Here is a 26,350-nt window from a genome sequence, read left to right as displayed (position 1 = left end):
GCGGGCGGCGGCGCACGACCGCCTGCCGTGGAGAACTACGCCGAAACCCGCGTCGCCTCGCGTGGCGCCGGCGGTGGCCCGGCGGCGACATCACCTTGGGCTTCCGAAACGATCAGTAGGCCGGCGTGATGCCGAGTCGCTCCGCGAGTTCGCGGGCGCCGACGCCGTACGTCTCCCGGATCCGCACGCCGTCCGGGCCGACGTCGAACACACCGTGGTCGGTGTAGACGCGACTGACGCAGCCGACGCCGGTGAGGGGATAGGTGCAGTGGGGCACGAGCTTGGGCTCGCCGGAGCGGGTGAAGAGCGTCATCATCACGTAGACGTCCTTGGCGCCGATGGCGAGGTCCATCGCGCCGCCGACGGCGGGAATGTCGTCGGGCCTGCCGGTGTGCCAGTTGGCGAGGTCCCCGTCGAAGGCGACCTGGTACGCGCCGAGGACGCAGACGTCGAGGTGTCCGCCGCGCATCATGGCGAAGGAGTCGGCGTGATGGAAGTAGGCCGCCCCCGGAAGTTCGGTCACCGGGACCTTGCCGGCGTTGGTCAGGTCGGGGTCGACGGCGTCTCCCTCGGCCTTCGGGCCCATGTTGAGCATGCCGTTCTCGGTGTGCAGCACCACCCCCGAGTCCGCCGGCAGATGGTCGGCGATCTTCGTGGGCTGCCCGATGCCGAGGTTGACGAAGGAGCCGGCGGGGATGTCCCGGGCGATGACGGCTGCCAGCTCGTCCATCGAGAGACGGTGGTCGGCGCGGGCCTGATCGCCGGGCGCGGTGGTCATCGTGCCCCCTTCACGGTGTAGCGACGGGCAGCCACCTGGACGACCCGGTCGACGTAGATGGACGGCGTGACGACGGCCTCGGGGTCGAGCTCTCCGGGCGCGACGATCTCGTCGACCTGGACGACGGTCGTCGTCGCGGCCGTGGCCATGACGGGTCCGAAGTTGCGGGCGGTCCTGCGATAGACGAGGTTGCCCAGGGTGTCCGCGACGTGCGCGCCGATCAGCGCGTAGTCGCCCTTGATGGGGTACTCCAGCAGGTATCTGCGCCCGTCGATCTCCCGTTCCTCCTTGCCCTCGGCCAGCGGTGTGCCGACCGCGGTCGGGCAGTAGAACGCGCCGATGCCCGCGCCGGCCGCGCGCATCCGCTCGGCGAGGTTGCCCTGCGGCACCACCTCCAGCTCGACCTTCCCCTCGCGGTAGAGCGCGTCGAAGACCCAGGAGTCGGCCTGGCGCGGGAAGGAGCAGAGCACCTTGCGCACCCGGCCGGCGGCCAGCAGCGCGGCCAGCCCGACGTCTCCGTTGCCGGCGTTGTTGGAGACGATCGTGAGGTCCTTCGCCCCCTGCCGGATGAGCGCGTCGATCAGGTCGAACGGCATCCCGGCCAGGCCGAAGCCGCCGACCAGGACCGTGGACCCGTCCTCGACCCCGGCGACCGCGGCGTCGGTGCTGTCGACGATGTCGGCCCGGCTCATCGGGCGTCCCCCGCGACGGCGCAGTTCTCGAGGACGACGGCCAGGCCCTGACCGACCCCGATGCAGATCGCCGCGACGCCGTAGCGCTGCCGGGTCTCGCGCAGCACCTTGGCCAGCGTGGCCAGGACGCGGCCGCCCGAGGCGCCCAGCGGGTGCCCGATGGCGATGGCGCCGCCCTTCTGGTTGACGAGCGACGGGTCGACCTTCCAGGCGTCGAGGCAGGCGAGCGACTGCACCGCGAAGGCCTCGTTGAGCTCGACCGCGCCCACCTGGTCCCAGCCGATCCCGGCCCGGGCCAGCGCACGGTTCGCGGCCTCGACCGGGGCGTAGCCGAACGCCTGCGGCTCCAGCGCGCTCACGCCGCGGCCCGCGATGCGGGCGATCGGGTCGGCCCCGATCGTGGCCGCGGCCTTCTCGCTGCCCAGCAGAACCGCCGAGGCCCCGTCGTTGAGGGGGCTGGCGTTGCCCGCCGTGATGGTGCCGCCCTGCTCCGGCGCCCGGAAGACCGGTGCCAGCCCGGCCAGCACCTCCGGCGTGGATCCGGCCCGGATGCTCTCGTCGCGGGTCAGGTCGGCGCCCTCGACCGGCGCCACCAGGTCGTCGTAGAAACCCGACTCCCATGCCTGGTGGGCGAGGCGGTGGGAGCGGGCGGCGAACTCGTCCTGCCGCTCGCGGGAAATGCCGAAGCGCTCCCGGAGCTGCTCGTTGGCCTCGCCGAGGCTGACCGTCCACTCCTTCGGCATCCGCGGGTTGACCAGCCGCCAGCCGAGCGTGGTCGAGACCGCGGTGACGTCGCCGGCCGGGAACGGCTTCGCCGACTTGGGCAGCACCCACGGCGCCCGGGTCATCGACTCGACGCCGCCGGTCAGCACCACCTCCGCGTCGCCCGACTCGACGGCCCGGGCGGCGATCATCGCCGCGTCGAGGCTCGAGCCGCACAGCCGGTTGACGGTGGTCCCGGGCACGCTCGCCGGAAGGCCGGCGAGCAGCGCCGCCATGCGGCCGACGTTGCGGTTGTCCTCGCCCGCTCCGTTCGCGTTGCCCCACACGACGTCGTCGATCGCGGCGTGGTCGAGGCCGGGCACCCGGGCGAGCGTCGAGGTGATCGCGGCGGCGGCGAGATCGTCGGGCCGGACCCCGGCCAGCCCGCCGTTGAAGCGGCCGAACGGCGTCCGTGTCGCGGCGTACAGGAAAGCACTCATGGCAGCGACGCTAATCCCGGCCCACGATATTCTGAAGTACGCATATCCGAGCCGATTGATACGGAAGACCTATGGATCTGCGCCACCTGCGGTACTTCGTGGCCGTGGCCGAGGAGCGCCACTTCGGCCGCGCCGCCGAGCGCCTCCACATGGCCCAGCCTCCGCTCTCCACACAGATCCGGCAGCTCGAGGCCGAGCTCGGCGTCGAGCTGCTCCACCGCACGACGCGCCGCGTCGACCTGACCGACGCCGGCCGGGCCTACCTCGGGCGGGCGCGCGCGATCCTCGCCGGGGTCGACGAGGCCGCCCAGTACGCACGTCTCGTCGCCGCCGGCTCGGTGGGGCACCTCGCGATCGGCTGTGTGGGCTCGGCGACGTACAGCCTCCTGCCCGCGCTCTCGCGCCGGCTCACGGAGGAGCTTCCCGGGGTCGACTTCTCCTTCCGCGGGGAGATGCTCGCACCCGACCAGGTCGACGCGCTGCGCACCGGCGCGATCGACGTCGCCCTGCTGCGCCCCGTGGCGGCCGGTCTCTCCCTCACCGTGCACACCCTGCGCCGGGACCGGCTCGTCGTCGCCGTGCCGGCCGACCACCCCCTCGCCCGCCGGAAGCGGCTGCGCGTCGCGGACCTGGCCGGCGCCGACCTGATCGTGCACTCCGCCGGCCGCCGGTCCGTGATGTACGACGTCGTCCTCGGCCTGCTGCGCGACGCCGGCGTCGAGCCGCGCATCCGCCACGAGGTCGGCGAGACCTCGACGCTGGTCACGCTGGTGGCCGGCGGTCTCGGCGTCGCGGTCGTGCCCGGGCCGGTGACCGCGCTGGCGCTCGACGGCGTCGCCTATCTGCCGCTGGCCGGGCCGGACGCACGCGTGGAGCTGGCCGTCGCCCACCGCGCGGATCGCTCCGAGCCGCATCTGGCACGCACCGTGGGAATCATCCGGGCGATGTTCCGGTGACTGCCATTCCCGTCGGGCGCGTTCGGCAGGCATGCGCTCCCTGGGGCTCAGGGGAAGGGTCGTGACTACTTGTTAGCGCACACATTCCGCGCCGGCCACGGCCGGTGAGCCGCCTCGCTCCGGAGGCCGGCCGCGAGGCGGGTCACCGGCCTGCCGACCCGGCGTCTCGCGGGTGGAGCGGCACCGTTCCGGCATAACGGAAACCAAGGTCAAGGGATGGCATGGCCTTTGTTTCCATACTCTTGACTGTTCAACAGTGTTGACCCGGTGTTCACGCCAGCGTAAAAAGACGGAGTCACGGGACCGGTCGATCACCGCCAATCGTACGAGAACCGTCCGGGCACACCCTGGACCAGCTCCGACAACAGAGCCGCCGACGCACCGTTCACACCCCGCCCCCACGACCCGGATGAGTGATGACTTCCGGGAACCTCGTTTGTTAGCGCTCACAATCTCCGTCGGCGGTCGCACATTCCCCTGCCGGCCGCGCCTTCCGCGCCGGGCCACTGAAGAACGCACGACGGAAGAGGTTCACAGTGATAGCCAGACATCTGAAAGGGCTCCGCCCGAGGGTCGTGGGCGCAGTCCTCGCCCTGCTCGCCGGCCTCCTGGCCGGGGTCGTCAGCACCGCGGGCACGGCCGAGGCCGCCTCGTCCCTGCCGTGCGACATCTACGCCTCCGCGGGCACACCCTGCGCCGCCGCCCACAGCACCACGCGGGCGCTGTACGCCGCCTACAACGGCCCTCTCTACCAGGTCAGGCGCGCCTCGGACGCCGCCACCGCCGACATCGGCGTCCTGTCCGCCGGCGGCTACGCCAACGCCGCGGCGCAGGACTCCTTCTGCGCGGGCACGACCTGCATCATCACCAAGATCTACGACCAGAGCACGCGCCACAACGACCTGACCGTCGAAGGGCCGGGAGGCAACGGCGGGCAGGACGTCGGCGCGATCGCCGACGCACTGCCGGTCACCGTCGGCGGTCACGCCGCCTACGGCGTCTTCGTGTCCGCCGGCGTCGGCTACCGCGACAACAGCACGACGGGCATCGCCACCGGCAGCTCCCCCGAGGGCGCCTACATGGTGACCAGCGGCCACCACGTCAACAACCGCTGCTGCTTCGACTACGGCAACGCCGAGACGTCCGGCAACGACACCGGCAACGGCCACATGGACGCGATCAACTTCGGCACGGAGTGCTGGTTCTCGTGCTCCGGCGCCGGATCGGGTCCCTGGGTCGAGGCCGACCTCGAGAACGGGCTGTTCTTCGGAGGGAACGGAGCCAACCCGGCCAACACCGGGATCTCCAGCGAATACGTCACGGCCATGGAGAAGAACAACGGCACGACGACCTATGCGATCAAGGGGGGCAACGCGCAATCGGGCTCACTGACCACCTGGTACGACGGAGCCCTGCCCAATCTCGGCGGGTACACCCCCATGCATCTGGAGGGCGCCATCGTCCTCGGCACCGGCGGCGACAACAGCAACGGGTCCGACGGCTCCTTCTTCGAAGGCGTCATGACCGCCGGCTATCCGACCACCGCCGCCGACAACGCCGTGCAGGCCAACATCACCTCCGTCGGCTACAGCACCCCGGCCGTCACCTTCCCCGTCGCCGGCAGGGCCTACCGGCTGACCAACCCCAACTCCGGCAAGGTCCTGGACGCGGTCAACTGCGGCACCGGCAACGGGACTTCGGTCGACCTCTGGTCCTCGCTCGGCAACGCCTGCCAGCAGTGGAAGTTCGCCGCCGCGGGCAACGGCCACTACACCATCACCAACGTCAACAGCGGCACCGTCCTGGACGACAAGAACTGCGGGCAGTCCAACGGCACGGCCGTCCAGCTGTGGGCCTCGCTCGGCAACCGCTGCCAGCAGTGGGACGTCACGAAGGCCGGCTCCCACTACACGATCTCCAACGTCAACACGGGCATGACCCTGGACGTCGCGAACTGCGGAACCGCCAACGGCACCGCGGTGCGCCAGTGGCAGCAGCTCGACAACGTCTGCCAGCAGTGGGACATCGCCCCCTGACCTGATCGCCTCCCGACCTGATCGTCTCCTGACCTGATCGTCTCCCGACCCGGATCACCGAGGCACGGGGTCGCCGACGGCCCGCCGGACTGCTCACCGGCGGGCCGTCGTGCTGTGGTCACACGCACGACATGCCCACATCTATACAAAAGGGGATAATTTACCCATATCAGGTGGGCGTGAGCGGCGTCCCCGCCGACCGTGGAAGGGCGGATCGGACCATGTCGAAGAAACCACGTTCGTCCGAACCACCGCACGGCGAGGGTCCCAGCCGTCACCAGGGCGGCGAGCATCACGGCTGGTCGCCCGACGTGGATGAGACCCGCCGGCAGGAGAACCCGAGCGCCCATCGCTCGTTCCACCCGGGCGAGCACGCCGGGGAGCGCGGTCGCGGCCGGACGAAGTCGGCGCAGGAGTCGAAGTCCGTACCGGGTGACACGGTCGAGAGCCACGGCGCACGCGGCGAGGAGTACGGCGACGCCGAGGAGAAGGGCAGGCACGACGCCGGACGCAGGGGCCGCTCCCAGCGGCCCAGCGGCACGAAGGACGCCTCGTCGAGGAGCGGCGTGGACCCGCAGGACCCGCCGTCCGGACCCCGAGCGGGCTGACCTTCTTCGATCGGGGGCCGGACGGGCGCCGTCCTCGACGGACGGCGCGCCTGTCAGCAGATGCGCGGCAGTTGCTCACCGATCGGCAGGTCGACGACGCGCGTTCCCCCGAGGCCGGTCCGGGTCACCACCATGCCGGGATGCTCCTCGACGGCCTCGCCGATGATCACCGCGTCCGCGCCCAGCGGATGGGCCCGCATCGCCTCGAGAACGGCGTCGGCGTGCTCGCGCGGGACGAAGGCCACGAGTTTGCCCTCGTTGGCGATGTACAGGGGGTCCAGCCCGAGAACGGCGCAGGCATTGGCCACGGCCGGCGGGACGGGGACGTCGCGTTCCCGGATGACCACCCCGGCGCCGGAGGCCGCCGCGATCTCGTTGAGCGCTGCCGCGAGGCCGCCCCGGGTGGGATCGCGCAGGACGTGCAGATCCGGGGTGACCGCGAGCATGGCGTCGACCAGACCGCCGAGCGCCGCGCAGTCGCTCTTGATCTCCACGCCGAACTCCAGGCCCTCGCGCACGCTCATGATCGCCACTCCGTGGACGCCGACGGCGCCGCTGACGATCACGACGTCTCCGGGTACGACCCGCTGCGGACGCAGGTCGACGCCCGCCGGGACGAGACCGATGCCCGCGGTGTTGATGAAGACGCCGTCGCCGTGACCTGCCTCCACCACCTTGGTGTCACCGGTCGCCACCTGCACTCCGGCGGTGCGCGCGGCCGCGCCCAGCGCCTCGGCCACCCGCGTGACCACGTCCAGCTCGACACCCTCCTCCAGGATGAATCCGCAGGAGAGGTAGGCGGCCCGGGCGCCGCTCATGGCGAGGTCGTTGACGGTGCCGTTGACCGCCAGGTCGCCGATGCTGCCGCCGGGGAAGAACAGCGGCCGCACCACGTAGGAGTCGGTGGAGAACGCCAGCCGGGCGCCGCCCAGGGCGAGGACGGCGGCATCCCCCATCTGGGCGAGCACCTCGCCGCCGTAGGCGGGCGCGAAGATCTGCTGGACCAGTTCGGCGGACAGGGCTCCGCCGCCGCCGTGGCCCATCACGACGCGCGGCCGGTCGCGCAGGGGCGCCGGACACGTCCACGCCTCGATGTCCAGGGCGCCGGCGGGGGCAGCGGTGATGTCAGACAACGGGGGTCGCCTCCCTGGCCTGGCCGGCGGGCATGTCGAGCCGCCGGTAGAGGTAGTACGCGGCGCAGGCGCCCTCGCTGGAGACCATGGTCGCCCCCAGGGGGGTGCGGGGGGTGCACACGGTGCCGAAGGCCTCGCACTCGTGCGGCTTGAGCAGTCCCTGCAGAACCTCTCCGCTGCGGCACGCGGCGGGTTCCTCGGTGCGGATGCCGTCGACCGGGAAGCGGTGCTCGGCGTCGTGGTCGCGGTACTTCGGCGAGAGCCGCCAGCCGCTGCCGGGGATCACCCCGATGCCGCGCCAGGCGCGGTCGGTGACCTCGAAGACGTCCTCCAGCATGGCGCGGGCGGCGGGGTTGCCCTCCGGGCGCACCGCGCGCGCGTAGGCGTTGTCGACGGTGTGCTCGCCGCGTTCCAGCTGGCGGACGGCCCGGCGCACCCCTTCGAGGATGTCCAGGGGCTCGAAGCCCGTGACGACGATCGGCACGCGGAAGCGCTCCGCCAGCTGTGGATACTCCTCCATGCCCATCACGCTGCAGACGTGCCCCGCCGCGAGAAAGCCCTGCACGCGGCAGCTCGGCGACGACATGATCGCCTCGATGGCCGGCGGCACCCGGACATGCGACACCAGCATGCTGAAGTTCCGGATGCCCAGCTTCCGGGCCTGATGGACCGTCATGGCGTTGGGCGGCGCCGTCGTCTCGAAGCCGATGCCGAAGAACACGACCTGTCGGTCCGGGTTCTGCCGGGCGACGCGCAGCGCGTCGAGCGGCGAGTAGACGACGCGTACGTCACCGCCCTCGCCCCGGACCTGGAACAGGTCCCGTCCCGTGCCCGGCACGCGCAGCATGTCGCCGAAGGAACAGAAGATCACCTCCGGCCGGGAGGCGATCTCCAGGGCCTTGTCGATGACCTCCAGGGGGGTGACGCACACCGGGCATCCCGGCCCGTGGATCAACTCGATCTCCTTCGGCAGGAGTTGGTCGATGCCGTGCCGGATGATGCTGTGCGTCTGCCCTCCGCACACCTCCATCAGGGCCCACGGCCTGGTCACCGTGGCGTGGATGTCGTCCAGCAGCCGACGCGCGAGCTCGGGGTCCTGGAACTCGTCGATGTACTTCACCCGCGCACCTCTTCGACGGCCGTCTCGCCCGCCTCCTTCGCCGCCGTCTCCCAGGGATCGCCGAACTCCTCCTGCAGCAGGCCCAGTTCGGCGAAGAGTTCGAGCGTCTGCCGCGCCGACTCCTCGTCCAGGCGTTGCAGGGCGAATCCCACGTGGACGATGGCGTACTCGCCGACCCGCAGATCGGGCAGGTACTCCAGGCACACCTCCTTGACCACGCCGCCGAAGTCGACGGTGGCCATCCGGGTGCCGTCGCGTTCCTCGATGTCCAGCACTTTGCCGGGTACCGCCAGGCACATGGGCCTCTCCTCGCTGTGGTCGCGCGTTCGGTCAGTCGGTGGGACGGGGAGTGTGCCGGGCGGCCACCATCAGCTGGCCCAGCGCCAGGCCGCCGTCGCCAGGCGGCACCAGTCGGTGCCGAAGGACGGTGAAGCCGTCCTCGCGCAGGACGGCGGCACAGGCCGAGGACAGGAGCGTGTTGGCGAACACGCCTCCCGTCAGGGCCACCGTGTCCAGCCCCCGCCGCTCACGCGCCCGGACGCAGACCCGGTGCACGAGGGCGGTCACGGCCCGGTGGAAGCGCGCCGCGACGACGCCGGGCGCGACGCCCGCGCGCAGGTCGCCGACGATCGCCGCGAGCACGGGTGCCGGATCGGCGCGCAGCGCGCCGTCGACGTCCTCCCGCGGCGTGTGCAGGGCGAAGGCGTAGGCGGTCGCGTCCCCGGCGGGGGCGCGCGCGGCCGCCCCCTCCAGCTCGACGGCGGCCTGCGCCTCGTACCCGGCCCGGTGGCACACCCCGGCGAGTGAGGACACCGCGTCGAAGAGCCGGCCCATGCTGGACGTGGGGACGCAGTTCAGCCCTCGCTCCAACTGCCGCTCCAGGAGCGGGAGTTCGTCGGTCGGGCAGGCAGCCGTGCAGGCGAGGTCCGCGGACCAGCCGATCCCGGCCGCCCTCAGATGTGCCAGCGCCATCCGGTACGGGCGGCGCACCGCGGCGTCGCCTCCGGGCAGCGGGACGTAGGCGAGGTGCGCGAACCGTGTGAAGCCGTCGTAGTCCGCGAGCAGGAACTCCCCGCCCCACACGGCGCCGTCGTCGCCGTGCCCGGTGCCGTCGAAGGCGACGCCGATCACCGCGCGGGCGCCGTCCAGCCCGTGCTCGGCCATGGCGGCGGCGATGTGCGCGTGATGGTGCTGGACGCGTACGACCGGCCTGTGTGCCGCGTTCAGGTCGGCCCACCGGGCGGACCGGTAGCCCGGGTGCCGGTCGCAGGCCAGGGTCTCGGGCCGCACGCCCGTGATGCACCGCAACTGCGCCACCGCGCGGCCGAAGGCCCGCTGGGTGGCGATGTCGTCCATGTCGCCGATGTGGGCCGACAGCCAGGCGCGACGGCCCGCTCCCAGGCAGAACGTGTTCTTCAGGTCTCCGCCGACCGCGAGCGCGGGCCGCACCGGCAGCGGGAGGGGCACCGGCAGGGGCGCGTAACCGCGGGAGCGGCGGATCACCAGCGGCTCGCCGTCGCAGAGGCGGACCACGGAGTCGTCGCACGGGACGTGGATCGGCCGGTCGTGCGTGAGCCAGGCGTCGGCCAGGTGCGCGAGCCGGTCCAGCGCCTCGTCGTCGTCGGTGACGATCGGCTCGCCGGACACGTTGCCGCTGGTCATGACGAGCAGCCGGGGGCCGTCCCCGTCGCCGGGCAGGCCGAGCAGCAGATGGTGCAGGGGTGTGTACGGCAGCATCACGCCGAGGTCCGGGCTGCCGGGCGCGACGGCGTCGGCGGGGCGCGGGGCCCCGTCGGCGTACGACGGCTGCGGGAGCCGCCGCATCAGGACGACCGGCCTGGCCGGGCTCTCGGCCAGGGCGCGCTCCCCGGCTCCGAGCCGGACGAGGTGACGGACGTCGTCGGCCGCCCTGGCCATGACGGCGAACGGCTTGTCGCCGCGCGCCTTCCGGCGCCGCAGGAGGGCCACCGCCGTCCCGTTCGTGGCGTCGCAGGCCAGGTGGTAGCCGCCCAGGCCCTTCACGGCGAGGATCGCACCCCCCGTCAGCAGGGCGCGCGCCACGGCGACCGGGTCCGCCGTCTCCCCCGCGCCCGGCCCCGCCGCCCGGCCGAGGACCAGCCGCAGACGCGGCCCGCACGCCGGGCAGGCGACCGGCTGCGCGTGGAACCTGCGGTCGGCGGGGTCCGCGTATTCCCGGGCGCAGTCGGGGCACATCGGGAAGCCGGCCATGGTGGTGTGGGACCGGTCGTAGGGCACGCCGGTGACGATCGTGAAGCGCGGGCCGCAGTGGGTGCAGTTCACGAAGGGGTGGCGGTACCGCCGGTCGGCCGGGTCGGCCAGCTCGGCGAGGCAGTCGGCGCAGGTGGCGGCGTCCGGGGAGACCAGGGTGCGGGCCGGCCCGTCGGCGCGGGAGGCGAGGATGGTGAAGGCGGTGTCGCCCGCGGGCGGCACGTCCCGGTGCCGCACGGACTCGACGCGGGCCAGCGGGGGCGCCTGGGCGGCGATCAGGTCGCAGAACCGGGCCACGGCCGGGGCGGCGCCCTCGACCTCCACGACGACGCCCTCGGGTGTGTTGGTCACATGCCCGGCGAGGGCGAGTTCGGTGGCGAGGCCGTACAGGTAGGGCCGGAAGCCCACGCCCTGCACGACGCCCCGGACGGTCACCCGGCGTCGCAGCGGGCCGTCCCCGAGGAGGGCGGCCGTGGCCTGCGGACCGCTCACGGGTGGGTGTGGGCCATGGCGCCCTCGGCCTCCGGGGCCGGGTGGCGCCCGTCGTGCGCGTGGGCGTGGTCGTGGTGCGCGTGGGAGAGACCGTCGTGGACGTGACCGTGGTGCTGCGGCGGCCGGGCCATCACGGGCGTGTGGACCTGCTCGCCGTCCGCGGCCGCCATGGCCCGGTCGAGCAGCGCGCCGATCCCCTGCCCTCGGCGTGCGGAGGTCAGGATCACCTCGACTCCGGGGTTGACCTGTTCCACGTTCGCGCGGAACGCGAGCTCGTCGAACTCGACGGCCTGCGCGATGTCGGTCTTGGTGAGCACGACGAGGTGGGCGAGGCCGAAGGCGGTGGGGTACTTGAGCGGCTTGTCCTCGCCCTCCGTCACGGAGGCGAGCGTGACCCTGAGCGTCTCCCCCAGGTCGTAGGAGGCCGGGCAGACCAGGTTGCCGACGTTCTCCACGAACAGCAGCCGGGTGTCGTCGGGCAGCCATCCGTCGAGGTGCCCGGCGAGCATTCCCGCCTCCAGATGGCACAGACCGTCGGTGAGCACCTGCTTCACGGGAACGCCCGAACGCGCCAGGCGGACCGCGTCGTTCTCGGTGGCGAGATCGGCGCTCAGCGCGGCGACGGGCACGGACCGCTCCCGTGCCCGCAGCAGTTCCTGCTCCAGCAGCGCGGTCTTGCCGCTGCCCGGACTGGACATCAGGTTGACGACGGCCGTTCGGCGGGCGGCGAGGCGGGCGCGCAGTGCGTCGGCGCTCGCGTCGTTCTTCGCGAGTACGGCCTGCCGCAGGTCGACGACACGGCACATGGTTCAGCGCTCCTCGGAGATCGGTTCGCGGGGGGACGCGTGCGGGGTGCCGTCCTCCCAGTGCACGTCGACGATCTGCAGCTCCCGGCCGGCGAGCAGCTCGGTGTGCGTCGCGCCGCATGCGGGGCAGGTCAGCCGGGGCGGCATGCCGACGGCCCATTCGTGCGCACAGGGCGTGCATCGGGCCCGCCCCGGCACCGCTTCGGTGATCAGTTCGGCGCCTTCCAGCACGGTTCCGGCGCAGGCCAGCTCGAAGGAGAAGGCGAGGGCGTCCGGTACGACGCCGGCCAGTTCGCCCACCTGGAGCCGTACGGATCGCACGGCGGTGACGCCTGCGGACCGGCCGGCGGCCTCGGCCACCTGGTCGACGACGGCCAGCGCGACGGACATCTCGTGCATGTCTTCCGTCCTTTCGCAGGCTGCCTCCGCCGGGCTTCATTAGAGGCGTGCCCGGCCGGGTGGCAGGGCCCGGCACGCCGTCGCGGGCTTCGCGGGTACGCCGTTCGACGCAACCGCACGGCGCACCGGGGCGCCACAGGTCACATGCGCCGGATTCTCAGGTAGCGCCTGATGTCGGGGAACACCTCGGCGAAGACGGCGGCCACGGCCGCCAGGGCCGCTCCACCGATGACGATCTTCTTCATCCCGTCTCTCCTCATGTCGAAACCTGCGCGGGCGGGGTCTGTGCCGCGGACGGCTCGCTGTTCCACAGCAGTTCCTCGATCAGCCGGACGGCGCGCGGCACGGCGTCGGCGACCGGTGCGCCGAGACCGATGCCCTCCTCCACCGAGGCCGGTTCGCAGCCGACCACCAGGACGCGGCGCGGCGGCTGCGTGCCGGTTCCGGCGCAGAGGGTGGCCAGCAGCGCCAGGACGGCGTCGGGGGTCATCCGGTGGCCGTCCATCGCGGCGGCGGGGGAAGGCGTCCCGTCGCCGAAATCGTGCTCGAGGACGTACAGGGTGCCCGGGGCTTCGCCGCGGGCCGTGGCGTCCACGAGGACGAGGGTGTCGTAGCCGTCCAGCAGCTGGTAGGCGAGGTGCATCCCCCGGACGCCGATGTCCACGACCTCGGTGTGGGCGGGCAGGTCGCGTGCGGCGAGCCTGCGGACGGTCTCCACGCCGAAGCCGTCGTCGCCGAGGAAGACGTTGCCGATGCCGGCGACGAGGGTCCGGGGAGCCGGCGGTGCGGAGGGAGTCATCCGTCTGCCTCCAGGAGTGCGACCTCGTCGGGCTGGAAGTACAGGAACCGCCCCTGCTCGCGGCGGATGTCGGCGCCCGGGTCGCCGTCGACCGTGACCGCCAGGTGCACGCCGCCGTCGACGTCGTGCAGGACCGCCTCGACCGTCGCCGTGCGGTCCCGCAGGAAGATGTCCTGCGCGTCGGTGCGGCGCAGGCCCGGCCGCAGCGCGACGCGGCTGCCCTTGCCCACCGGCCGGCCGTCGACGAGCACGCGGTCCCGCGCGGGATCGAAGCCGGCCTCGCTCGCGGGGTCCCACCAGGGCGTGTCCGGCCGCGGCACGCCGTGCTCGTCGGGGAATCCCGGCTGTGCGGCGGCGGGGTCCGCGGCGGCTCGGCCCGCGACGGTGGGGCCCGGGGCGGTGACCTCGCGCAGACTGCGCACCGCGCCGTGCAGACGCTCCAGGACCTCGGGCGGCATCGAGTCCGCCAGCTCGATCACCGCGGCCGCCCGCTCGTCGGTGCCCCGGGCCTCCCGCTTCTCCTCGTCGGTGAGGGCCGCGGTGCGCAGCGCGAGGATCTCGTCGATCTCGGTGGCGTCGTAGAGCGCGCCGGGGCTCTCCGGCGCGATGGCCGGATGGTCCTCGAGGATGATCGGCGAGGACAGCACGAGGTCGGCGCGGCCCGGTTCGCCGGCCAGCACGGGCCAGGTGTGCAGGTTGCGGCAGGCGGCGACCGCGCCCTTGGCCCACTCGGGGGGATCGGTCATCGACAGGAACGATCCGGCGCTCAGCGCCATGAGGAGGTGGGTGGCCACCAGGGACCGCGGCAGCGCCGCGTCCCGGCCCGCGCCGCGGCTCTCGCAGGGCGTCCACTCGCTGGTGTTCTCGACGACGGCCGTCAGACGCACGGCCCGGTAGGGGCCGTCGAGTTCGCGGGCCGACAGCCGGATCGTCCCGCTGATCTCCTCGCACCGCCGCACCAGCCGGCCCACGGTGCGGCCGGCCGCGTCCAGGACCGGTTCGGCGTCCTCGCGGGCGGGGCGGCGGAAGGGGTGCGTGACGCCGTCCCCGAGGAGTTCGTCCACCGACGCGACGACCTCGACCCGCTCCTCGCTCCCCTCGTCCCAGGGCACCAGGACCCGGTCGTCGAGGCGGAGTTCGGGCACCGTCTCGAAACCGCCGTCGGGGCGGACGCGCTGCACCGTGCGCCGTCGGGCGTGCAGGAAGCGCGCCTCGACGGAGAGCGTCGCGCCCGCCTTCGGTTCCATCAGGCATTCGGTGTGCTGGAAGTCGTGCTCCTCGCACTCCGCGCCCCAGCCGGGCGGCACCAGCACCCCGAACTGCCAGCGCAGCCGGTTCTTCGCGGCGGAGGCGCGGTACGGGTAGAGCACGTAGCCCTCGAAGAGGACGGCGTCGGCCACCTGCCGGGCGAGGGCGAACCGTTCCTCCGTCTCGGGCGCGAAGGTGGTCACGGTCACGGGTCCGTCCTTACGGTGCTGCCGGTGAGCGCGCGGAACGGGTCGCTCGCGGGCGGCCCTGCGGTGCCGGCTTCGTCGTCGAGGAGGGCTTTGAGGGTCGCCTCCCAGGAGGTCAGGGCGTGCCGGGAGCGGTAGGCGAGCAGGGCGTCCATGGTGGCGCGCGGCAGCCGGATCCAGCCGCAGCCGGGGAAGTGCTGCTCGACCATGTCCCGCCAGGCGGCGACCGGCATGCGGTACGTCGCCTCCCGGTCCCAGGGCACCGGCTCGACCCGGAAGCCGCCGTCCCCGGTGAAGGCCGTGCCGGAGAACAGCATCAGCAGCGGGACCTCGCCGTCGGCGAGGGCGCTGAGGTAGCGCGTCGCGGCGATGTCCATGTCGTACGTGCAGGGCACCACGAGGTCGGTCTCGATCTCTCCGGTGAAACTCGGGACCATGAGCGCGACCTGGGCGAACTGCACCGGCTGGAGCGTGCTGCCCCAGCGGGAGCGCTCGCCGAAGAGGTCCGACAGGCCGTCGGCCTCGGCCGCCCCGTAGGTCCGGCGGGCCGGTTCGATGCGGATCTGGCAGCGCAGCGCGAGGGCGTGCACCCGCGCGCCGGCCGCGGCGGTGACCCGCAGCCGGAAGACCAGGGTGGGTCCGGCTGCGAAGCGGTCGGCGCGCACGCCGGTGCAGGCGAAGGAGAACTCGGTCACGGCCGCACCGCCTTCTCCGCCGGGCGCTCCGCCTCGTCCACCGGACGGGCGCGGCGGGCGACGTCCGCGAAGAACGCCTCCAGAGCGGCGCGGGCCTCGGCGCCGCCGTCGAAGCCCTGCCACAGCAGCCGCATGCGGCCGACGAGTTCGTAGCAGACGTCGATGGGGACGAGGTGGCACGCGCAGCCGTCGTCGGTGCGGCGCAGCAGCAGCGCCTCCACGTCGGGTTCGAGCAGCGCGGCGAGGCGGCTGCCGCCGAGGACGTCCGTCCAGGTGGCGGGGTCGAGTTCGCTCTCGGTGGCCCCGGCCGGGCTCGGGTAGAGGGCGACCAGCCGGTCCAGTGCCGCGTTGCGGAAGAGGAAGGCGACGCCGACCGGGATCTGCAGGGCGTCCCACGCGCTGTCGTCGAGGTGGTGTGCGGGGTCGGCGAGGTAGCGGTCCGGAACCGTGCGGAAGCGGCCCGCGGCGGCCCCCGGCTGCTCCATCAGCAGCCCGCAGGGGGCGCAGGCGCAGACGAGGGCGCGTTTCTCGGTGTCGACCAGGTGGCGGTGGCCGGCCGGGACCTGCACGGCGCACAGCTCGCACCGTTCGGGCTGCGGGGCCCGTTCGGTGACGAACCTCCGCAGGCCGGGCGGGCGCGTCGCCGGGGACGCGGTCATCGGGCTCCCGTCGGGGCGGTGCCGATCTGCAGCAGCGTGGGGCCCGCGGGCGCGCTCTGCACGTCGACGGCCGTGACCTCCGGTGCGAAGCAGGCGAGGGCGGCCTCGGCGGCCTGCCGGGCATCGCCTCCGGAGCCGCATCCGCAGCCGCCGGCCTCCCGGGCCCGCAGCGACAGGGCGCCGCTGCGCTCGTCGAAGTCCACGACCTCCAGGTCGTGTTCGCGGACGCTTTCGAGGGCGCGGGCGATGCGGGTGTCGCGGTCCTCGGGGTGCAGGTCGTGCAGGACGAGCAGGCTCGCGACCAGCTCGTCGCCGAGCAGCCGTGCCACCGGACCGTCGGGGGCGCCCGGGGCGCCGGCCAGCAGGTGGAGGATGCGGGCCAGTCCGGCGCCGTAGAAGTCCATGAGGGACCGCACCAGTTCCTCCGCGGCCGCGGAGGCGGCAGGGTCGCCGCTCGCGGTCAGCCGCTCCAGCACCTCCTCGACACGTCGTCCGGTCTGCTCCGCGTTCACCGGCTTCGCCGCCGTCGTCGCCGCGCTCATCCGCCCAGTCCGCTCAGGCCGGTGGGCACGTGCATCGATTTCACGGTCTTGCCGCCGCCGACGTACATGTGGACGCCGCAGGGCAGACAGGGGTCGAAGCTGCGGACGGCGCGCATGATGTCGATGCCCTTGAAGTTCTCCGGGGTGTTCTCCTCGAAGATGGGCGTGTTCTGCACGGCGTCCTCATAGGGGCCGGGGGTGCCGAAGGTGTCCCTGGTGCTGGCGTTCCACGGGGTGGGCGGGTACGGGTGGTAGTTGGCGATCTTGCCGTCGCGGATCACCATGTGGTGGGACAGGACGCCCCGGACGGCCTCGGTGAAGCCGACGCCGATGCCCTCGTCGGGGACCTCGAACTTCTCCCAGGTCTGGGTGCGTCCGGCCCGGACCTCCGCCAGGCCCTTCTCCGCGCAGTGCAGCGCGACGGCGGCGGCGTACGCCTGGAAGTAGGTGCGGGCGCGGTTGCGTTCCAGGGCGTTGGACCACTTCGGGATCTTCCACTCGAAGGTGGTCTCCGGCTTGGTCATGGTGCGGGGCAGGTTGATGACCACGCTGTGGCCGGTGGCCTTGACGTACCCGATGTCGACGAGCCCGGACAGGGCGGTCGACCACAGGCGGGCGATGGGGCCGCCGCCGGTGTCCAGGGCGAGGTGGTCCTTGCCGTCGAACCAGCGCGGCGACATGACCCAGCTGTACTTGTCGTCGAAGTCGCGCTTCTGCGGGGCGGGGATGGTGTGCTGGTTCCACGGGTGGCGCGGGTCCACCGGGTTGCCGAGCGGGTCGTGGGTGACGAACTGCTCCTGCCCCTGCCAGTCCTCGTAGTAGGAGCTGCCCAGCAGGATGCGGATGCCGAGGTTGATCTCGGTCAGGTCGTTGGTGACGAGTTTGCCGTCGACGATCACGCCCGGGGTGACGAACATCTTCCGTCCCCAGTCGGTCATGTTGGCGTACGTGAAGTCGCAGTGCTCGGGGTCGTTGAGCGCGCCCCAGCAGCCGAGCAGGACGCGGCGCCGGCCCACTTCCTCGTAGCCGGGCAGCGCCTCGTAGAAGAAGTCGAACAGGTCGTCGTGCAGGGGCACCACGCGCTTCATGAACTCCACGTAGCGCATCAGGCGGCTGAGGTAGTCCGTGAAGAGCTGTACGGAGGCGATGGTGCCGACGCCGCCCGGGTAGAGCGTGGAGGGGTGCACATGGCGGCCCTCCATGAGGCAGAACATCTCGCGCGTGTAGCGGCTGACCTGGAGAGCCTCGCGGTAGAACTCGCCCTCCAGGGGGTTGAGCGAGCGCATGATGTCGGCGATCGTGCGGTAGCCGTGCTCGGCGGCGTGCGGGGCCTCGGTGCGTTCGGCGAGTTCGAGGACGCCGGGGTTGGTCTCCTTGACCATCTTCTCGCAGTAGTCGACCCCTACCAGGTTCTCCTGGAAGATGTTGTGGTCGAACATGTACTCCGCGGACTCGCCGAGGTTGATGATCCACTCGGCGAGGTGCGGGGGCTTGACGCCGTACGCCATGTTCTGCGCGTACACCGAGCACGTGGCGTGGTTGTCCCCGCAGATCCCGCAGATGCGGCTGGTGATGAAGTGCGCGTCGCGTGGGTCCTTGCCGCGCATGAAGACGCTGTAGCCACGGAAGACCGACGAGGTGCTGTAGCACTCCGCGACCCGCTTCTGCTTGAAGTCGATCTTCGTGTGGATGCCCAGGCTGCCCACGATCCGGGTGATCGGGTCCCAGGCCATCTCCACCAGGCCGGTGCCGTCGCCGGCCGCCTTCGTCTTCGGTGCCATCTGTGTGCCGTGCCCTTCTCGTTGCGCGGGAGGTACGGGGGGGGTGGGGGGTGCACGAAGCGGGGAGCGGGGACTACGTACGGCCGCCGCTCACCAGGGGGGCCGGTATCCGGTGGTGATCCGGTCTCCGGTGCGGCGCCACTTGGGCTCCTTGTCCACGGTCCTGGCGGTGATCGACCGCAGCGTGCGGACGACGGCGCCGTACGCGCCGCTGGCGCCGCTCGACACCCTGGCGCCGGGCGGCTCGTCCATGAACGGCATGAACTTGTCGGGGAATCCCGGCATCGTGCAGGCGATGCAGATGCCGCCCACGTTGGGGCAGCCGCCGATCCCGTTCATCCAGCCCCGCTTGGGCACGTTGCACTTGACGACCGGGCCCCAGCAGCCGAGCTTGACCAGGCAGGTCGGGGAGTCGTACGACAGCGCGAACTGGCCCTGCTCGTAGTAGCCGGCGCGGTCGCAGCCCTCGTGCACGGTGGCCCCGAACAGCCAGGTGGGGCGCAGCTTGTCGTCCAGCGGGATCATCGGGGCGGAGCCGGCCGCCTGGTAGAGCAGGTAGGTGAGCGTCTCGGAGAAGTTGTCGGGCTGGATCGGACAGCCCGGGACGCACACGATGGGGATGCCGGCGTGGGACTTCCAGTCCCAGCCGAGGTAGTCCGGCACGCCCATGGCGCCGGTCGGGTTGCCCGCCATGGCGTGGATGCCGCCGTACGTGGCGCAGGTGCCGATGGCGACGACCGCGAGGGCCTTCGGGGCGAGCCGGTCGATCCACTCGCTGGTGGTGATCGGCTGGCCGGTCTCCGGGTTGTCGCCGAAGCCGCACCAGTAGCCCTCGGGCTTGATCGCCTCGTTGGGGATGGAGCCCTCGACGACCAGGACGAACGGGTCGATCTCGCCCCGCTCGCCCTTGAAGAACCACTCGATGAACGTGTCCGAGCCGCCGACCGGACCGCACTCGAAGTCGATGAGCGGCCAGTGGACGGCGATCTTGGGGAGGCCCGGCAGCACGCCGAGCACGATCTCCTCGATGCTGGGCTGCATGGCGGCCGTCAGCGCGACCGAGTCGCCGTCGCAGCTCAACCCCGCGTTGATCCAGAGGATGTGGATCGTGGGTGTCTCGTCGGCGGGCGCGCCGTCCGCGTCCGCGGCGCCGACCGTGCCCGGCGTCACCTCAGTCATGGGACCGCCTCCTGGGGAGGTAAGGGATGAAGGCCTGTATGCCGGCCATCACGTTTCTTCGCGTTTCTGGCTTTTTATTCGCACTTCTTCGTTTTCTTCGCGTTCTTCGTGTTTCTTCGTATCAGCCGTTCGGCCGTGACGAGATGTCTTCGTGGGCCGTTCCGGTGACGGCGGCCGAAGTGCGGACGGGAGCGTTCCGCGCAACCGCGGCGGACACGAGGTGCGGCGGGGTGCCGGCCGGCCGCTCCTTGCGGACGAAGGAGCGACGCAGGGCGTGGTAGGAGGCGTCCGGGTCGTCGAAGGTGCGGCGCATCCGGGCCAGCTCCCGCTCGCGGAAGCCCGCGAGCGGCGTGGCCGCCTGCAGCCGGTCCAGTTCCGTCTTCTTCGCGGTGATCCGGGCAGCCGTCGCCGGAGCCGACGCCAGGCGGGCCGCCAGGCCGCCGACCTCCCGCGCGAACGCGTCCGGACCGCAGTCGACGACGCGGTCGACCAGGCCGAGGCGCAGTGCGCCCGCCGAGCTCACCGGCAGGGCCTCACGCATGAGCCGGTCGGCCGTCGCGTGCCCCACCCTGCGCGGAAGGGTGTACGTCCAGTACTCCGACCCGTACAGGCCCATCAGACGGTAGTGGGGGTTCAGCACGGCGCCCGCGCGGCACCACAGCTCGTCCGCGGCGAGGGCCAGCATCACCCCGCCCGCGGCGGCGTTGCCCGCGACCGCCGCGACCACCAGCCGGTCCGTCGTCGTCAGGACCGCTTCGACCAGGTCGTCGATGGCGTTGATGTTCGCCCAGGACTCGGCCGCCGGATCGGCCGCGGCCTCGATGACGTTGAGGTGGATCCCGTTGGAGAAGAAGTCCCGTTCGCCGCCCAGGACCAGCACGGCCGTGGGCCGCGTGCACGCCTCCCGGTAGGCGTCCAGCAGGCGCCGGCACTGCTGCGTGCTCATGGCGCCGCCGGGGAAGGAGAACGACAGGAATCCGACGTTCCCGTCCTCCCGGTAGCGGATGTCGCTCCAGGTGTCGGCGCCCGCGTCGGGCAGCGGGGGCGGCGAGAGCTCGGGCAGCGCCGGGAGCCGGTGGCCGAGGGCCTGCACGGCCGGCAGCCGGAACGTGGCGGGCTGCCCGGGCCCGCGCCGGGGCCGCAGTTCGGGGAGCCACACGGCGCCGTCCGCGGTGGCCCGGCAGACCGCTCCGGCCCGGGTGGCCAGCAGCTCGCCCGGGCGGCCGCGCAACGCGTTCTCCGGGTGACCCCCGTGCAGGTACCACTCGTCGCCGAGCAGCGTGTCCAGCACCCCGGGCTGGGAGTCCGCCGCTCTGAGCCTGCGCAGGACGTCCTCGGTGGAGTCCGTGGCCCAGTCGATCCGCCGGACGCTCTGGTCGAGGTACGGCCGGGTGCCCGGGCGGCCGTCCGACGTGCCGGGCGCGGGTTGCCGGCGCGGCACGTACGTTCCGCCGGCGAAGCGTTCCACCGCGAGCAGAAGGGCCTTCAGCGCGGCGTCGGCGATCTCGCCCCGATACAGCTCGCTCTTGGACACCGGCGGGACCCGGCACGGCTCCGAGGCCCACACGTCACCGGCGTCCATCTCCCCGTCGGCCTGCAGGACGGTGACGCCCCACCGGTCGGCGCCCTCGTGGATCGCCCAGTCCAGGGAGGACGGTCCGCGGTCGCCCACGGGCCCCGGATGCACGACGAGGCAGGTGTACGCCGTCCACACCTCCTGCGGAATCGCCGTCCTCAGCATCGGCGCGACGACGAGACGGGGTGCGTGCCGCCGCACGAGGTGCGGCAACGGGGTGTGGGGCAGGGCCAGTTCCACCGCCACGGTGTGGCCGCGGTCGCGCAGTTCGGCGTGGGCACGCTGGGTGAGACTGTTGAACGCGCTGGCGAGGAGCAGGATGTGCACAGCTGCCTCCGGGCGGGAGAACGGCAGGCAGGGGTGTCCGCCGACCGCGATCCTCGGCCAGGAGGGGTCCGCCGTACCCGTCGACAGACGGTGGGGTCACTCGAAAGTCGACACCGATCCGCCGTCCGGCCTCGCGTGCCGGGGCCGGGCGCACCGCCCGCCGGGTCGGCGGGCGGCCGCGGTCAGCGTCGCCGCAGGCCGCTGGTGATGCGCTCCCACGGGGAACGGGTGGCGCCGAAGTGCGTCTCGTGCGTCCAGATGTGCGTGCAGGACCGGCACTGCAGGTGGAGGAGGCTGCCGACGTGGGAGAGCAGGTAGCGCCAGTGCTCGGAGCAGGTGCGCCCCTGCTCGCAGGTGGCGCAGCCACGGCGGTCGTCGCAGTTCGGGCAGGCCACCCAGGCGCGACGTCCGATGTCGGCCTGCGGGTCAAGCGGCAGCATGGCCGCCCCCTCTGGGCGGGAGGACACCGGCCGCGACCAGCTCGTCGTACACCCGCTGCTGGTCGGCGTCGAGGCCCGAGTAGAGCAGCTCGTACGCCGCTTCCTCGCCGCGCAGTGCGGCGAGGGGGTCCCAGTCGGGGCCGAGGGCGTCGAGCACATGAGCGCGGCGGAGCATCTCGTGGGAGCCGAGGTCGATGTCCCAGCCGACCGGGGCGGACGCGCCGGGCCGGTCCGCGGCAGGCCCGCGCGCCTCGACGGGTTCCGCGGGTTCGTCGGGTTCGGCGGGGAAAGCGTCGCCATGGGAGGACATGCGACCGAACGTAGGCAAGCGTTCCGCGCCCCGGCAAGAGCGGGTGGGAGAAGTCACAGCCGGCCGCCGCTCGCACCCGCCGTCAGGGCCGGGAGACCGGGAGAGGCGTCTGCGGAGGGCGGCGGTGTCCGGTCACCCGGGGCCGGCGGGGATGCGCACGGTGAACGCGGTCGAACCGGGGGCGCTCTCGAGGGCGACGCCGCCTCCGTGGGCCTCGGCCACCGCCGCCACGATCGACAGTCCGAGGCCGGCGCCCGTGCCGCTGTCCGCGCCCCCGGTGCGGCGGCGCTCCCCGTGGGTGAAGCGCTCGAAGACCCTGGGCCGGACGTCCGCGGCCACGCCGGGACCGTCGTCGTGCACCGTGAGAACCGCCGTGGCGTCGTCGGTCGCCAGCGACACGGTGATCGTGCTGCCGCCGGGGGTGTGGAGGCGGGCGTTCGCCAGCAGGTTGCCCAGCATCTGATGGAGCCGGTGGGCGTCCCCCGGCACCGTCACCGGCTCCTCGGGCAGCTCCAGCGTCCAGCGGTGCCCGGGCCCCGCGGCCTGTGCGTCCGTCACTGCGTCGAGGACCAGGCGGGTCAGGTCCACGGGCAGCCGTTCCAGGGGCCGGCCCGCGTCCAGGCGCGCCAGGAGCAGCAGATCGTCGACCATCTCGCCCATGCGGGCCGACTCCGCCTCGATGCGCTCCAGGGCCCGCACCACCTTGTGCGGCACCGGCCCGGGATGCAGCAGAGCCAGCTCGGCGTGCCCGCGGATCGACGCCACGGGCGTGCGCAGCTCATGGCTGGCGTCGGCGGCGAAACTGCGCAGCCGCTCCTGGCTCGCGTGCCGTTCGGTCAGCGCGTCCTCGACGTGGCCGAGCATCGTGTTGAAGGCGTCGGCGACCCGTCCCACCTCACCGCGCGGGTCGGCCTCGGGTGCGCGGGGCCAGAGCTCCACCTCACCGCTGGACAGCGGCAGCCTGCTCACGTGGGTGGCGGTCGCGGCCACCCTGCTGAGCGGCCGTAGCGACCAGCGCACCCACAGCGCGCCCGCGAAGCCCGCCACGGCGAGCGCGACGCCGAAGACGACCGCGGCGACGAGTTCCAGCCGGTGGACGGCGGCCTCGACGGGCTCCGTGGGCAGTCCGGTGACCAGGACGTCGCCGTCCCTGCCCGGGACGGCCAGCACACGGTAGTCGTCCAGGGCGGAGAGGTCGACGGTGTGGCCGCGGCCGTCGGCCGGGACCGAGGCGAGGGTGCGCCGGTCCGCGGCCGAGAGCGGGACGTCCCGCGCGCCCGCGCCCGTGGCGCGCACCACCGCGGCGTCGGTGACCGTGTCGCCGACCAGCCGGGCTCCGAAGGTCCCGACGGGCTGCCGGCGGGTGTCCCCGTCGCCCCCCTCGTCGCCGGTGGGGGTCCCCGCGGTCGAGTCCTTTCGAGACCGGGGAAGGTCCGAGGGCCGGGTCCCGCCGTGCTCCAGGCTCGCCGGGAACCGTGCGCCCGTATCGCGCAGCTGCTGGTCGAGGCGGCCGGTGAGGAAGCCGTTCAGCTCCACCACGGCCGCCACCCCGACCGCCGCGCAACTGACCGCGAGCAGCACGACGAGGCCGACGGTGAGCCGTGCCCGCAGCGTGTGCGGCCGGGGCAGACGGGACAGCGACCGCCTCGCCGCGCTCCGGAGGGAACGCCCTGTGAGCCGTCCTTCGCGTCCCGGGCCGGGCGTCGTCACCGGACGACCGGCTTGAGCACGTATCCGGCGCCCCGCACCGTGTGGATCATGGGCGGGCGGCCGGCGTCCACCTTCTTGCGCAGATAGGAGATGTAGAGCTCGACGACGTGGGCCTGCCCGCCGAAGTCGTAGGACCACACCCGGTCGAGGATCTGCGTCTTGCTCAGGACCCGTCGCGGGTTGCGCATGAGGAAGCGCAGCAGTTCGAACTCCGTCGGGGACAGCTCGACACGCTCGCCGTCGCGGGTGACCTCCCGGGCCTCCTCGTCCATCTCCAGGTCGCCGACGGTCAGCCGCGGCCCCTGCGCCGTCTGCCGGGCCATGCCGGCCCGGCGCAGCAGTCCGCGCAGCCGGGCGACGACCTCCTCCAGGCTGAACGGTTTCGTCACGTAGTCGTCGCCGCCCGCCGTGATGCCCGCGATGCGGTCCTCCACCGCGTCGCGCGCGGTCAGGAACAGCACGCACACGTCGGGCCGCACGGCGCGCAGCGAGCGCAGGACGGCGAAGCCGTCGGTGTCCGGGAGCATGACGTCGAGGACGATGGCGTCGGGCAGCAGCTCGCGCGCCCGCGCGAGCGCCGAAGCGCCGTCGCCGGCCGTGCGCACCTCCCAGCCGTCGTAGCGCAGGGCGCCCGAGAGCACCTCGGCGAGGTCGGGATCGTCGTCGACGACGAGGACCCTGAGCGGCGCGCCGTCGGCCCGGGTCAGCGCGGGGCGGCCGTAGCCACGGGGGCGGGAAGTGTTCATCTCAGGTACCAGGATGCGGGCTCGCGGCGTCGTGAGGCGCTCTCCCGACCTCTGAGTTCTCTCTGAGTTCTCCCTGAGTTCCCTCTGAGTCCCCTCGGGATCCGGTCCGGGTCCGCCGCCCGGCCGGGTCGGCGTCGAAGGGCCGCGCCGCCCTTCCCCCCGCTGCCCGGCGGCAGTTCCTCCCTGCTTCGGGGCTGTCCTTCCCCCCGCTGCGGAACCGCCCCCGCGCCCACGGCGTTCAGAGCCGGCTCAGAGGTCGGGTCGGCACAGTGTGCTCCCGGACGGCCGAGGAGACAGGGCCGCAGGGCCGGAGAAGGAGCGACGGATGACGACGGCGTACGCGCGACGAGGGAGGGCCCCCGCGCCGCCCGCTGCACGGCGCTCGGCCGCCGGCCCGGTGCTCGCCGTCCTGTGGGGCGGGGCCGCCTGTGTGGTCGCCCTGTGGTGGCACGACACGGGGTCGGTCGTGGGCGCCGCGGGGTGGCTGACGGGAGCCGGGCGGATCGCGGGCCTGCTGTGCGGATACGCCTGTGCCGTGCTGGTGGGGCTGATGGCCCGCGTGCCGCTGCTCGAACGACGGATCGGGACGGACCGGGTGACCCGCTGGCACGCGATGGCGGGCCGCTACACGATCTGCCTGCTGGCGGCGCACGTCGTGCTGATCCTGCTCGGGTACGCCGCCCAGGACGGCTCCTCACCGGTGCACGAGGCGCTCTCGGTGGTCCTGGACTACCCGGAGATGCTCAAGGCCACCGCCGGGACGGTGGTCCTCCTCGCGGTCGGGATCGTCTCGGCCCGCGCGGTGCGCCACCGGGTGCGTCACGAGTTCTGGTACTACGTGCACCTGCTGACGTACGCGGCGGTCTTCCTCGCCTTCGGCCACCAGTTGGCCCTGGGCTCCGACCTCGTGGGCAGTCCTTTCGCCCGGACGGCCTGGTACGCGCTGTACCTGGGGGCCGCCGCCCTGGTGGTGTGGTTCAGGATCCTCGCCCCGGTGCGGCTGAACCTGCGGCACCGGCTGCGGGTCGACTCGGTGCACCGCGAGGCGCCGGGCGTGTACTCCGTCGTCGTACGCGGCCGACGGCTCGACGAGACGGGCGCGCGGCCGGGGCAGTTCCTGCGCTGGCGGTTCCTCGCCGAGGGCATGCGCTGGACGTCCACTCCGTACTCCCTGTCGGCGCCGCCGCGTCCGGACCTGCTGCGCATCACCGTGAAGGCCCTCGGCGACCACAGCGCCGCCGTGGCGCTGCTGCGGCCCGGCACCCGGGTGTGGGCGGAGGGGCCGTACGGGGCGCTGACCGCGGACCGGCAGAGCGCGCGGAGGTCCCTGCTGATCGCGGGCGGCGTCGGCGTCACCCCCCTGCGGGCCCTGTTCGAGACGCTGCCCGGAGACGTCACCCTCCTCTACCGCGCCCGCTCGGCCGAGGACCTCGCCCTGGGCGGCGAACTGGAGGCGATCGCCCGGTGGCGCGGGGCGAAGGTGCTCTACGCGCTCAACGGTCCGCACGGCCGGCGCCCCGACCTCGGCGTCGGGTCGCTGTGCGCGGCCGTGCCCGGCCTGGCCGCGCACGACGTGTACCTGTGCGGCCCGCACGGCTTCGCGCAGGACCTGTACGCCGCGCTGCGCGAGGCCGGGGTCCCGGACAGCCGTATCCACCACGAGTCCTTCGAGCTGTGAGGC

General features: G+C 73.0%; 26 protein-coding genes. 4 read left to right on the top strand and 22 right to left on the bottom strand.

Annotation, left to right across the window (positions count from 1 at the left end; genetic code table 11):
- Nucleotides 1–112: 112 nt before the first annotated feature.
- The 3 genes from ACH4ZA_RS20430 to ACH4ZA_RS20420 are packed head-to-tail and all read right to left on the bottom strand — an operon-like array spanning nucleotide 113 to nucleotide 2,672.
- On the bottom strand, nucleotides 113–778 hold the full coding sequence (locus ACH4ZA_RS20430; protein ID WP_398430812.1) for a 3-oxoacid CoA-transferase subunit B: 666 nt from the start codon (nucleotides 776–778) through the stop codon (nucleotides 113–115).
- Nucleotides 775–1,470 (bottom strand): 3-oxoacid CoA-transferase subunit A, encoded by a 696-nt coding sequence (locus ACH4ZA_RS20425; protein ID WP_398430811.1) that lies wholly within the window; start codon nucleotides 1,468–1,470, stop codon nucleotides 775–777. Before ACH4ZA_RS20425 ends, ACH4ZA_RS20430 begins: the two co-directional genes overlap by 4 nt.
- Complete coding sequence (locus ACH4ZA_RS20420; RefSeq protein ID WP_398430810.1) at nucleotides 1,467–2,672, bottom strand: thiolase family protein; 1,206 nt, start codon at nucleotides 2,670–2,672, stop codon at nucleotides 1,467–1,469. The genes ACH4ZA_RS20425 and ACH4ZA_RS20420 overlap by 4 nt, the downstream gene beginning before the upstream one ends.
- Nucleotides 2,673–2,743: 71 nt before the next feature.
- Between ACH4ZA_RS20420 and ACH4ZA_RS20415 the strand changes: the two genes are divergently transcribed.
- The 3 genes from ACH4ZA_RS20415 to ACH4ZA_RS20405 all read left to right on the top strand — a co-directional run bounded on the left by ACH4ZA_RS20415 (nucleotide 2,744) and on the right by ACH4ZA_RS20405 (nucleotide 6,272).
- Nucleotides 2,744–3,628, top strand: coding sequence for a LysR family transcriptional regulator (locus ACH4ZA_RS20415; protein ID WP_398430808.1), 885 nt, complete (start codon nucleotides 2,744–2,746; stop codon nucleotides 3,626–3,628).
- A gap of 536 nt (nucleotides 3,629–4,164) precedes the next feature.
- Nucleotides 4,165–5,664, top strand: a complete 1,500-nt coding sequence (locus ACH4ZA_RS20410) for an arabinofuranosidase catalytic domain-containing protein (RefSeq protein WP_398430807.1) — start codon at nucleotides 4,165–4,167, stop codon at nucleotides 5,662–5,664.
- Between the two features lie 221 nt (nucleotides 5,665–5,885).
- Nucleotides 5,886–6,272 carry a hypothetical protein gene (locus ACH4ZA_RS20405; RefSeq protein WP_398430805.1) on the top strand — a complete coding sequence of 129 codons (387 nt, stop codon included), beginning with the start codon at nucleotides 5,886–5,888 and terminating at the stop codon, nucleotides 6,270–6,272.
- A gap of 53 nt (nucleotides 6,273–6,325) precedes the next feature.
- Here ACH4ZA_RS20405 and hypE read toward each other — a convergent pair whose 3' ends face one another.
- The 19 genes from hypE to ACH4ZA_RS20310 form a co-directional block, all read right to left on the bottom strand.
- Nucleotides 6,326–7,405 carry a hydrogenase expression/formation protein HypE gene (gene hypE, locus ACH4ZA_RS20400; protein ID WP_398430803.1) on the bottom strand — a complete coding sequence of 360 codons (1,080 nt, stop codon included), beginning with the start codon at nucleotides 7,403–7,405 and terminating at the stop codon, nucleotides 6,326–6,328.
- Nucleotides 7,398–8,525 carry a hydrogenase formation protein HypD gene (hypD, locus tag ACH4ZA_RS20395; protein ID WP_398430801.1) on the bottom strand — a complete coding sequence of 376 codons (1,128 nt, stop codon included), beginning with the start codon at nucleotides 8,523–8,525 and terminating at the stop codon, nucleotides 7,398–7,400. The genes hypE and hypD overlap by 8 nt, the downstream gene beginning before the upstream one ends.
- Entirely contained in the window at nucleotides 8,522–8,824 is a 303-nt protein-coding gene (locus tag ACH4ZA_RS20390) for a HypC/HybG/HupF family hydrogenase formation chaperone (protein WP_398430800.1), read from the bottom strand. The genes hypD and ACH4ZA_RS20390 overlap by 4 nt, the downstream gene beginning before the upstream one ends.
- Nucleotides 8,825–8,855: 31 nt before the next feature.
- Complete coding sequence (gene hypF, locus ACH4ZA_RS20385) at nucleotides 8,856–11,246, bottom strand: carbamoyltransferase HypF (protein WP_398430799.1); 2,391 nt, start codon at nucleotides 11,244–11,246, stop codon at nucleotides 8,856–8,858.
- Nucleotides 11,243–12,052 (bottom strand): hydrogenase nickel incorporation protein HypB, encoded by an 810-nt coding sequence (hypB, locus tag ACH4ZA_RS20380; protein ID WP_398430798.1) that lies wholly within the window; start codon nucleotides 12,050–12,052, stop codon nucleotides 11,243–11,245. Before hypB ends, hypF begins: the two co-directional genes overlap by 4 nt.
- A 3-nt stretch (nucleotides 12,053–12,055) precedes the next feature.
- Nucleotides 12,056–12,451, bottom strand: a complete 396-nt coding sequence (locus ACH4ZA_RS20375) for a hydrogenase maturation nickel metallochaperone HypA (protein WP_398430797.1) — start codon at nucleotides 12,449–12,451, stop codon at nucleotides 12,056–12,058.
- Between the two features lie 140 nt (nucleotides 12,452–12,591).
- The gene (locus tag ACH4ZA_RS20370; RefSeq protein ID WP_398430796.1) at nucleotides 12,592–12,696 is read right to left on the bottom strand and encodes a DUF6893 family small protein; all 105 of its coding nucleotides are present in this window, start codon (nucleotides 12,694–12,696) and stop codon (nucleotides 12,592–12,594) included.
- A gap of 11 nt (nucleotides 12,697–12,707) precedes the next feature.
- Nucleotides 12,708–13,250, bottom strand: a complete 543-nt coding sequence (locus ACH4ZA_RS20365) for a hydrogenase maturation protease (RefSeq protein WP_398430793.1) — start codon at nucleotides 13,248–13,250, stop codon at nucleotides 12,708–12,710.
- Entirely contained in the window at nucleotides 13,247–14,707 is a 1,461-nt protein-coding gene (locus tag ACH4ZA_RS20360; RefSeq protein WP_398430791.1) for a hypothetical protein, read from the bottom strand. The genes ACH4ZA_RS20365 and ACH4ZA_RS20360 overlap by 4 nt, the downstream gene beginning before the upstream one ends.
- Nucleotides 14,704–15,399: a DUF6084 family protein gene (locus tag ACH4ZA_RS20355; protein ID WP_398430789.1), complete on the bottom strand. Its 696-nt coding sequence runs from the start codon at nucleotides 15,397–15,399 to the stop codon at nucleotides 14,704–14,706. The genes ACH4ZA_RS20360 and ACH4ZA_RS20355 overlap by 4 nt, the downstream gene beginning before the upstream one ends.
- Entirely contained in the window at nucleotides 15,396–16,058 is a 663-nt protein-coding gene (locus ACH4ZA_RS20350) for a DUF5947 family protein (RefSeq protein ID WP_398430788.1), read from the bottom strand. Before ACH4ZA_RS20350 ends, ACH4ZA_RS20355 begins: the two co-directional genes overlap by 4 nt.
- On the bottom strand, nucleotides 16,055–16,600 hold the full coding sequence (locus tag ACH4ZA_RS20345) for a hypothetical protein (protein ID WP_398430786.1): 546 nt from the start codon (nucleotides 16,598–16,600) through the stop codon (nucleotides 16,055–16,057). Before ACH4ZA_RS20345 ends, ACH4ZA_RS20350 begins: the two co-directional genes overlap by 4 nt.
- A complete protein-coding gene (locus tag ACH4ZA_RS20340; protein ID WP_398430785.1) occupies nucleotides 16,597–18,381 on the bottom strand; it encodes a nickel-dependent hydrogenase large subunit in 1,785 nt (594 codons plus the stop codon). Before ACH4ZA_RS20340 ends, ACH4ZA_RS20345 begins: the two co-directional genes overlap by 4 nt.
- Nucleotides 18,382–18,471: 90 nt before the next feature.
- Entirely contained in the window at nucleotides 18,472–19,560 is a 1,089-nt protein-coding gene (locus tag ACH4ZA_RS20335) for a hydrogenase expression protein HypE (protein WP_398430783.1), read from the bottom strand.
- 121 nt (nucleotides 19,561–19,681) lie between these two features.
- Nucleotides 19,682–21,463, bottom strand: a complete 1,782-nt coding sequence (locus ACH4ZA_RS20330; protein WP_398430782.1) for an enoyl-CoA hydratase-related protein — start codon at nucleotides 21,461–21,463, stop codon at nucleotides 19,682–19,684.
- 182 nt (nucleotides 21,464–21,645) lie between these two features.
- Nucleotides 21,646–21,903 carry a hypothetical protein gene (locus ACH4ZA_RS20325; protein WP_150469777.1) on the bottom strand — a complete coding sequence of 86 codons (258 nt, stop codon included), beginning with the start codon at nucleotides 21,901–21,903 and terminating at the stop codon, nucleotides 21,646–21,648.
- The gene (locus ACH4ZA_RS20320; protein ID WP_398430781.1) at nucleotides 21,890–22,213 is read right to left on the bottom strand and encodes a DUF6400 family protein; all 324 of its coding nucleotides are present in this window, start codon (nucleotides 22,211–22,213) and stop codon (nucleotides 21,890–21,892) included. Before ACH4ZA_RS20320 ends, ACH4ZA_RS20325 begins: the two co-directional genes overlap by 14 nt.
- A gap of 132 nt (nucleotides 22,214–22,345) precedes the next feature.
- Entirely contained in the window at nucleotides 22,346–23,851 is a 1,506-nt protein-coding gene (locus tag ACH4ZA_RS20315) for a sensor histidine kinase (RefSeq protein WP_398430835.1), read from the bottom strand.
- Nucleotides 23,852–23,919: 68 nt separating this feature from the next.
- On the bottom strand, nucleotides 23,920–24,669 hold the full coding sequence (locus tag ACH4ZA_RS20310) for a response regulator transcription factor (RefSeq protein ID WP_398430780.1): 750 nt from the start codon (nucleotides 24,667–24,669) through the stop codon (nucleotides 23,920–23,922).
- 325 nt (nucleotides 24,670–24,994) lie between these two features.
- Between ACH4ZA_RS20310 and ACH4ZA_RS20305 the strand changes: the two genes are divergently transcribed.
- On the top strand, nucleotides 24,995–26,347 hold the full coding sequence (locus ACH4ZA_RS20305) for a ferric reductase-like transmembrane domain-containing protein (protein WP_398430779.1): 1,353 nt from the start codon (nucleotides 24,995–24,997) through the stop codon (nucleotides 26,345–26,347).
- Nucleotides 26,348–26,350 lie beyond the last annotated feature (3 nt).

It is taken from the genome of Streptomyces sp. NPDC020597 (assembly GCF_044335095.1).
Lineage (GTDB): Bacteria > Actinomycetota > Actinomycetes > Streptomycetales > Streptomycetaceae > Streptomyces.
Note: the sequence above shows the minus strand (reverse complement) of the source record. Positions and strands in the feature narration are given on the sequence as shown.

Coding starts and splice junctions, on each gene's coding strand:
- ACH4ZA_RS20430 (WP_398430812.1), bottom strand. CDS start 778: ATGACCACCGCGCCCGGCGATCAGGCCCGCGCCGACCACCGTCTCTCG.
- ACH4ZA_RS20425 (WP_398430811.1), bottom strand. CDS start 1,470: ATGAGCCGGGCCGACATCGTCGACAGCACCGACGCCGCGGTCGCCGGG.
- ACH4ZA_RS20420 (WP_398430810.1), bottom strand. CDS start 2,672: ATGAGTGCTTTCCTGTACGCCGCGACACGGACGCCGTTCGGCCGCTTC.
- ACH4ZA_RS20415 (WP_398430808.1), top strand. CDS start 2,744: ATGGATCTGCGCCACCTGCGGTACTTCGTGGCCGTGGCCGAGGAGCGC.
- ACH4ZA_RS20405 (WP_398430805.1), top strand. CDS start 5,886: ATGTCGAAGAAACCACGTTCGTCCGAACCACCGCACGGCGAGGGTCCC.
- ACH4ZA_RS20390 (WP_398430800.1), bottom strand. CDS start 8,824: ATGTGCCTGGCGGTACCCGGCAAAGTGCTGGACATCGAGGAACGCGAC.
- hypB (WP_398430798.1), bottom strand. CDS start 12,052: ATGTGCCGTGTCGTCGACCTGCGGCAGGCCGTACTCGCGAAGAACGAC.
- ACH4ZA_RS20375 (WP_398430797.1), bottom strand. CDS start 12,451: ATGCACGAGATGTCCGTCGCGCTGGCCGTCGTCGACCAGGTGGCCGAG.
- ACH4ZA_RS20370 (WP_398430796.1), bottom strand. CDS start 12,696: ATGAAGAAGATCGTCATCGGTGGAGCGGCCCTGGCGGCCGTGGCCGCC.
- ACH4ZA_RS20365 (WP_398430793.1), bottom strand. CDS start 13,250: ATGACTCCCTCCGCACCGCCGGCTCCCCGGACCCTCGTCGCCGGCATC.
- ACH4ZA_RS20350 (WP_398430788.1), bottom strand. CDS start 16,058: ATGACCGCGTCCCCGGCGACGCGCCCGCCCGGCCTGCGGAGGTTCGTC.
- ACH4ZA_RS20345 (WP_398430786.1), bottom strand. CDS start 16,600: ATGAGCGCGGCGACGACGGCGGCGAAGCCGGTGAACGCGGAGCAGACC.
- ACH4ZA_RS20340 (WP_398430785.1), bottom strand. CDS start 18,381: ATGGCACCGAAGACGAAGGCGGCCGGCGACGGCACCGGCCTGGTGGAG.
- ACH4ZA_RS20335 (WP_398430783.1), bottom strand. CDS start 19,560: ATGACTGAGGTGACGCCGGGCACGGTCGGCGCCGCGGACGCGGACGGC.
- ACH4ZA_RS20325 (WP_150469777.1), bottom strand. CDS start 21,903: ATGCTGCCGCTTGACCCGCAGGCCGACATCGGACGTCGCGCCTGGGTG.
- ACH4ZA_RS20320 (WP_398430781.1), bottom strand. CDS start 22,213: ATGTCCTCCCATGGCGACGCTTTCCCCGCCGAACCCGACGAACCCGCG.
- ACH4ZA_RS20310 (WP_398430780.1), bottom strand. CDS start 24,669: ATGAACACTTCCCGCCCCCGTGGCTACGGCCGCCCCGCGCTGACCCGG.
- ACH4ZA_RS20305 (WP_398430779.1), top strand. CDS start 24,995: ATGACGACGGCGTACGCGCGACGAGGGAGGGCCCCCGCGCCGCCCGCT.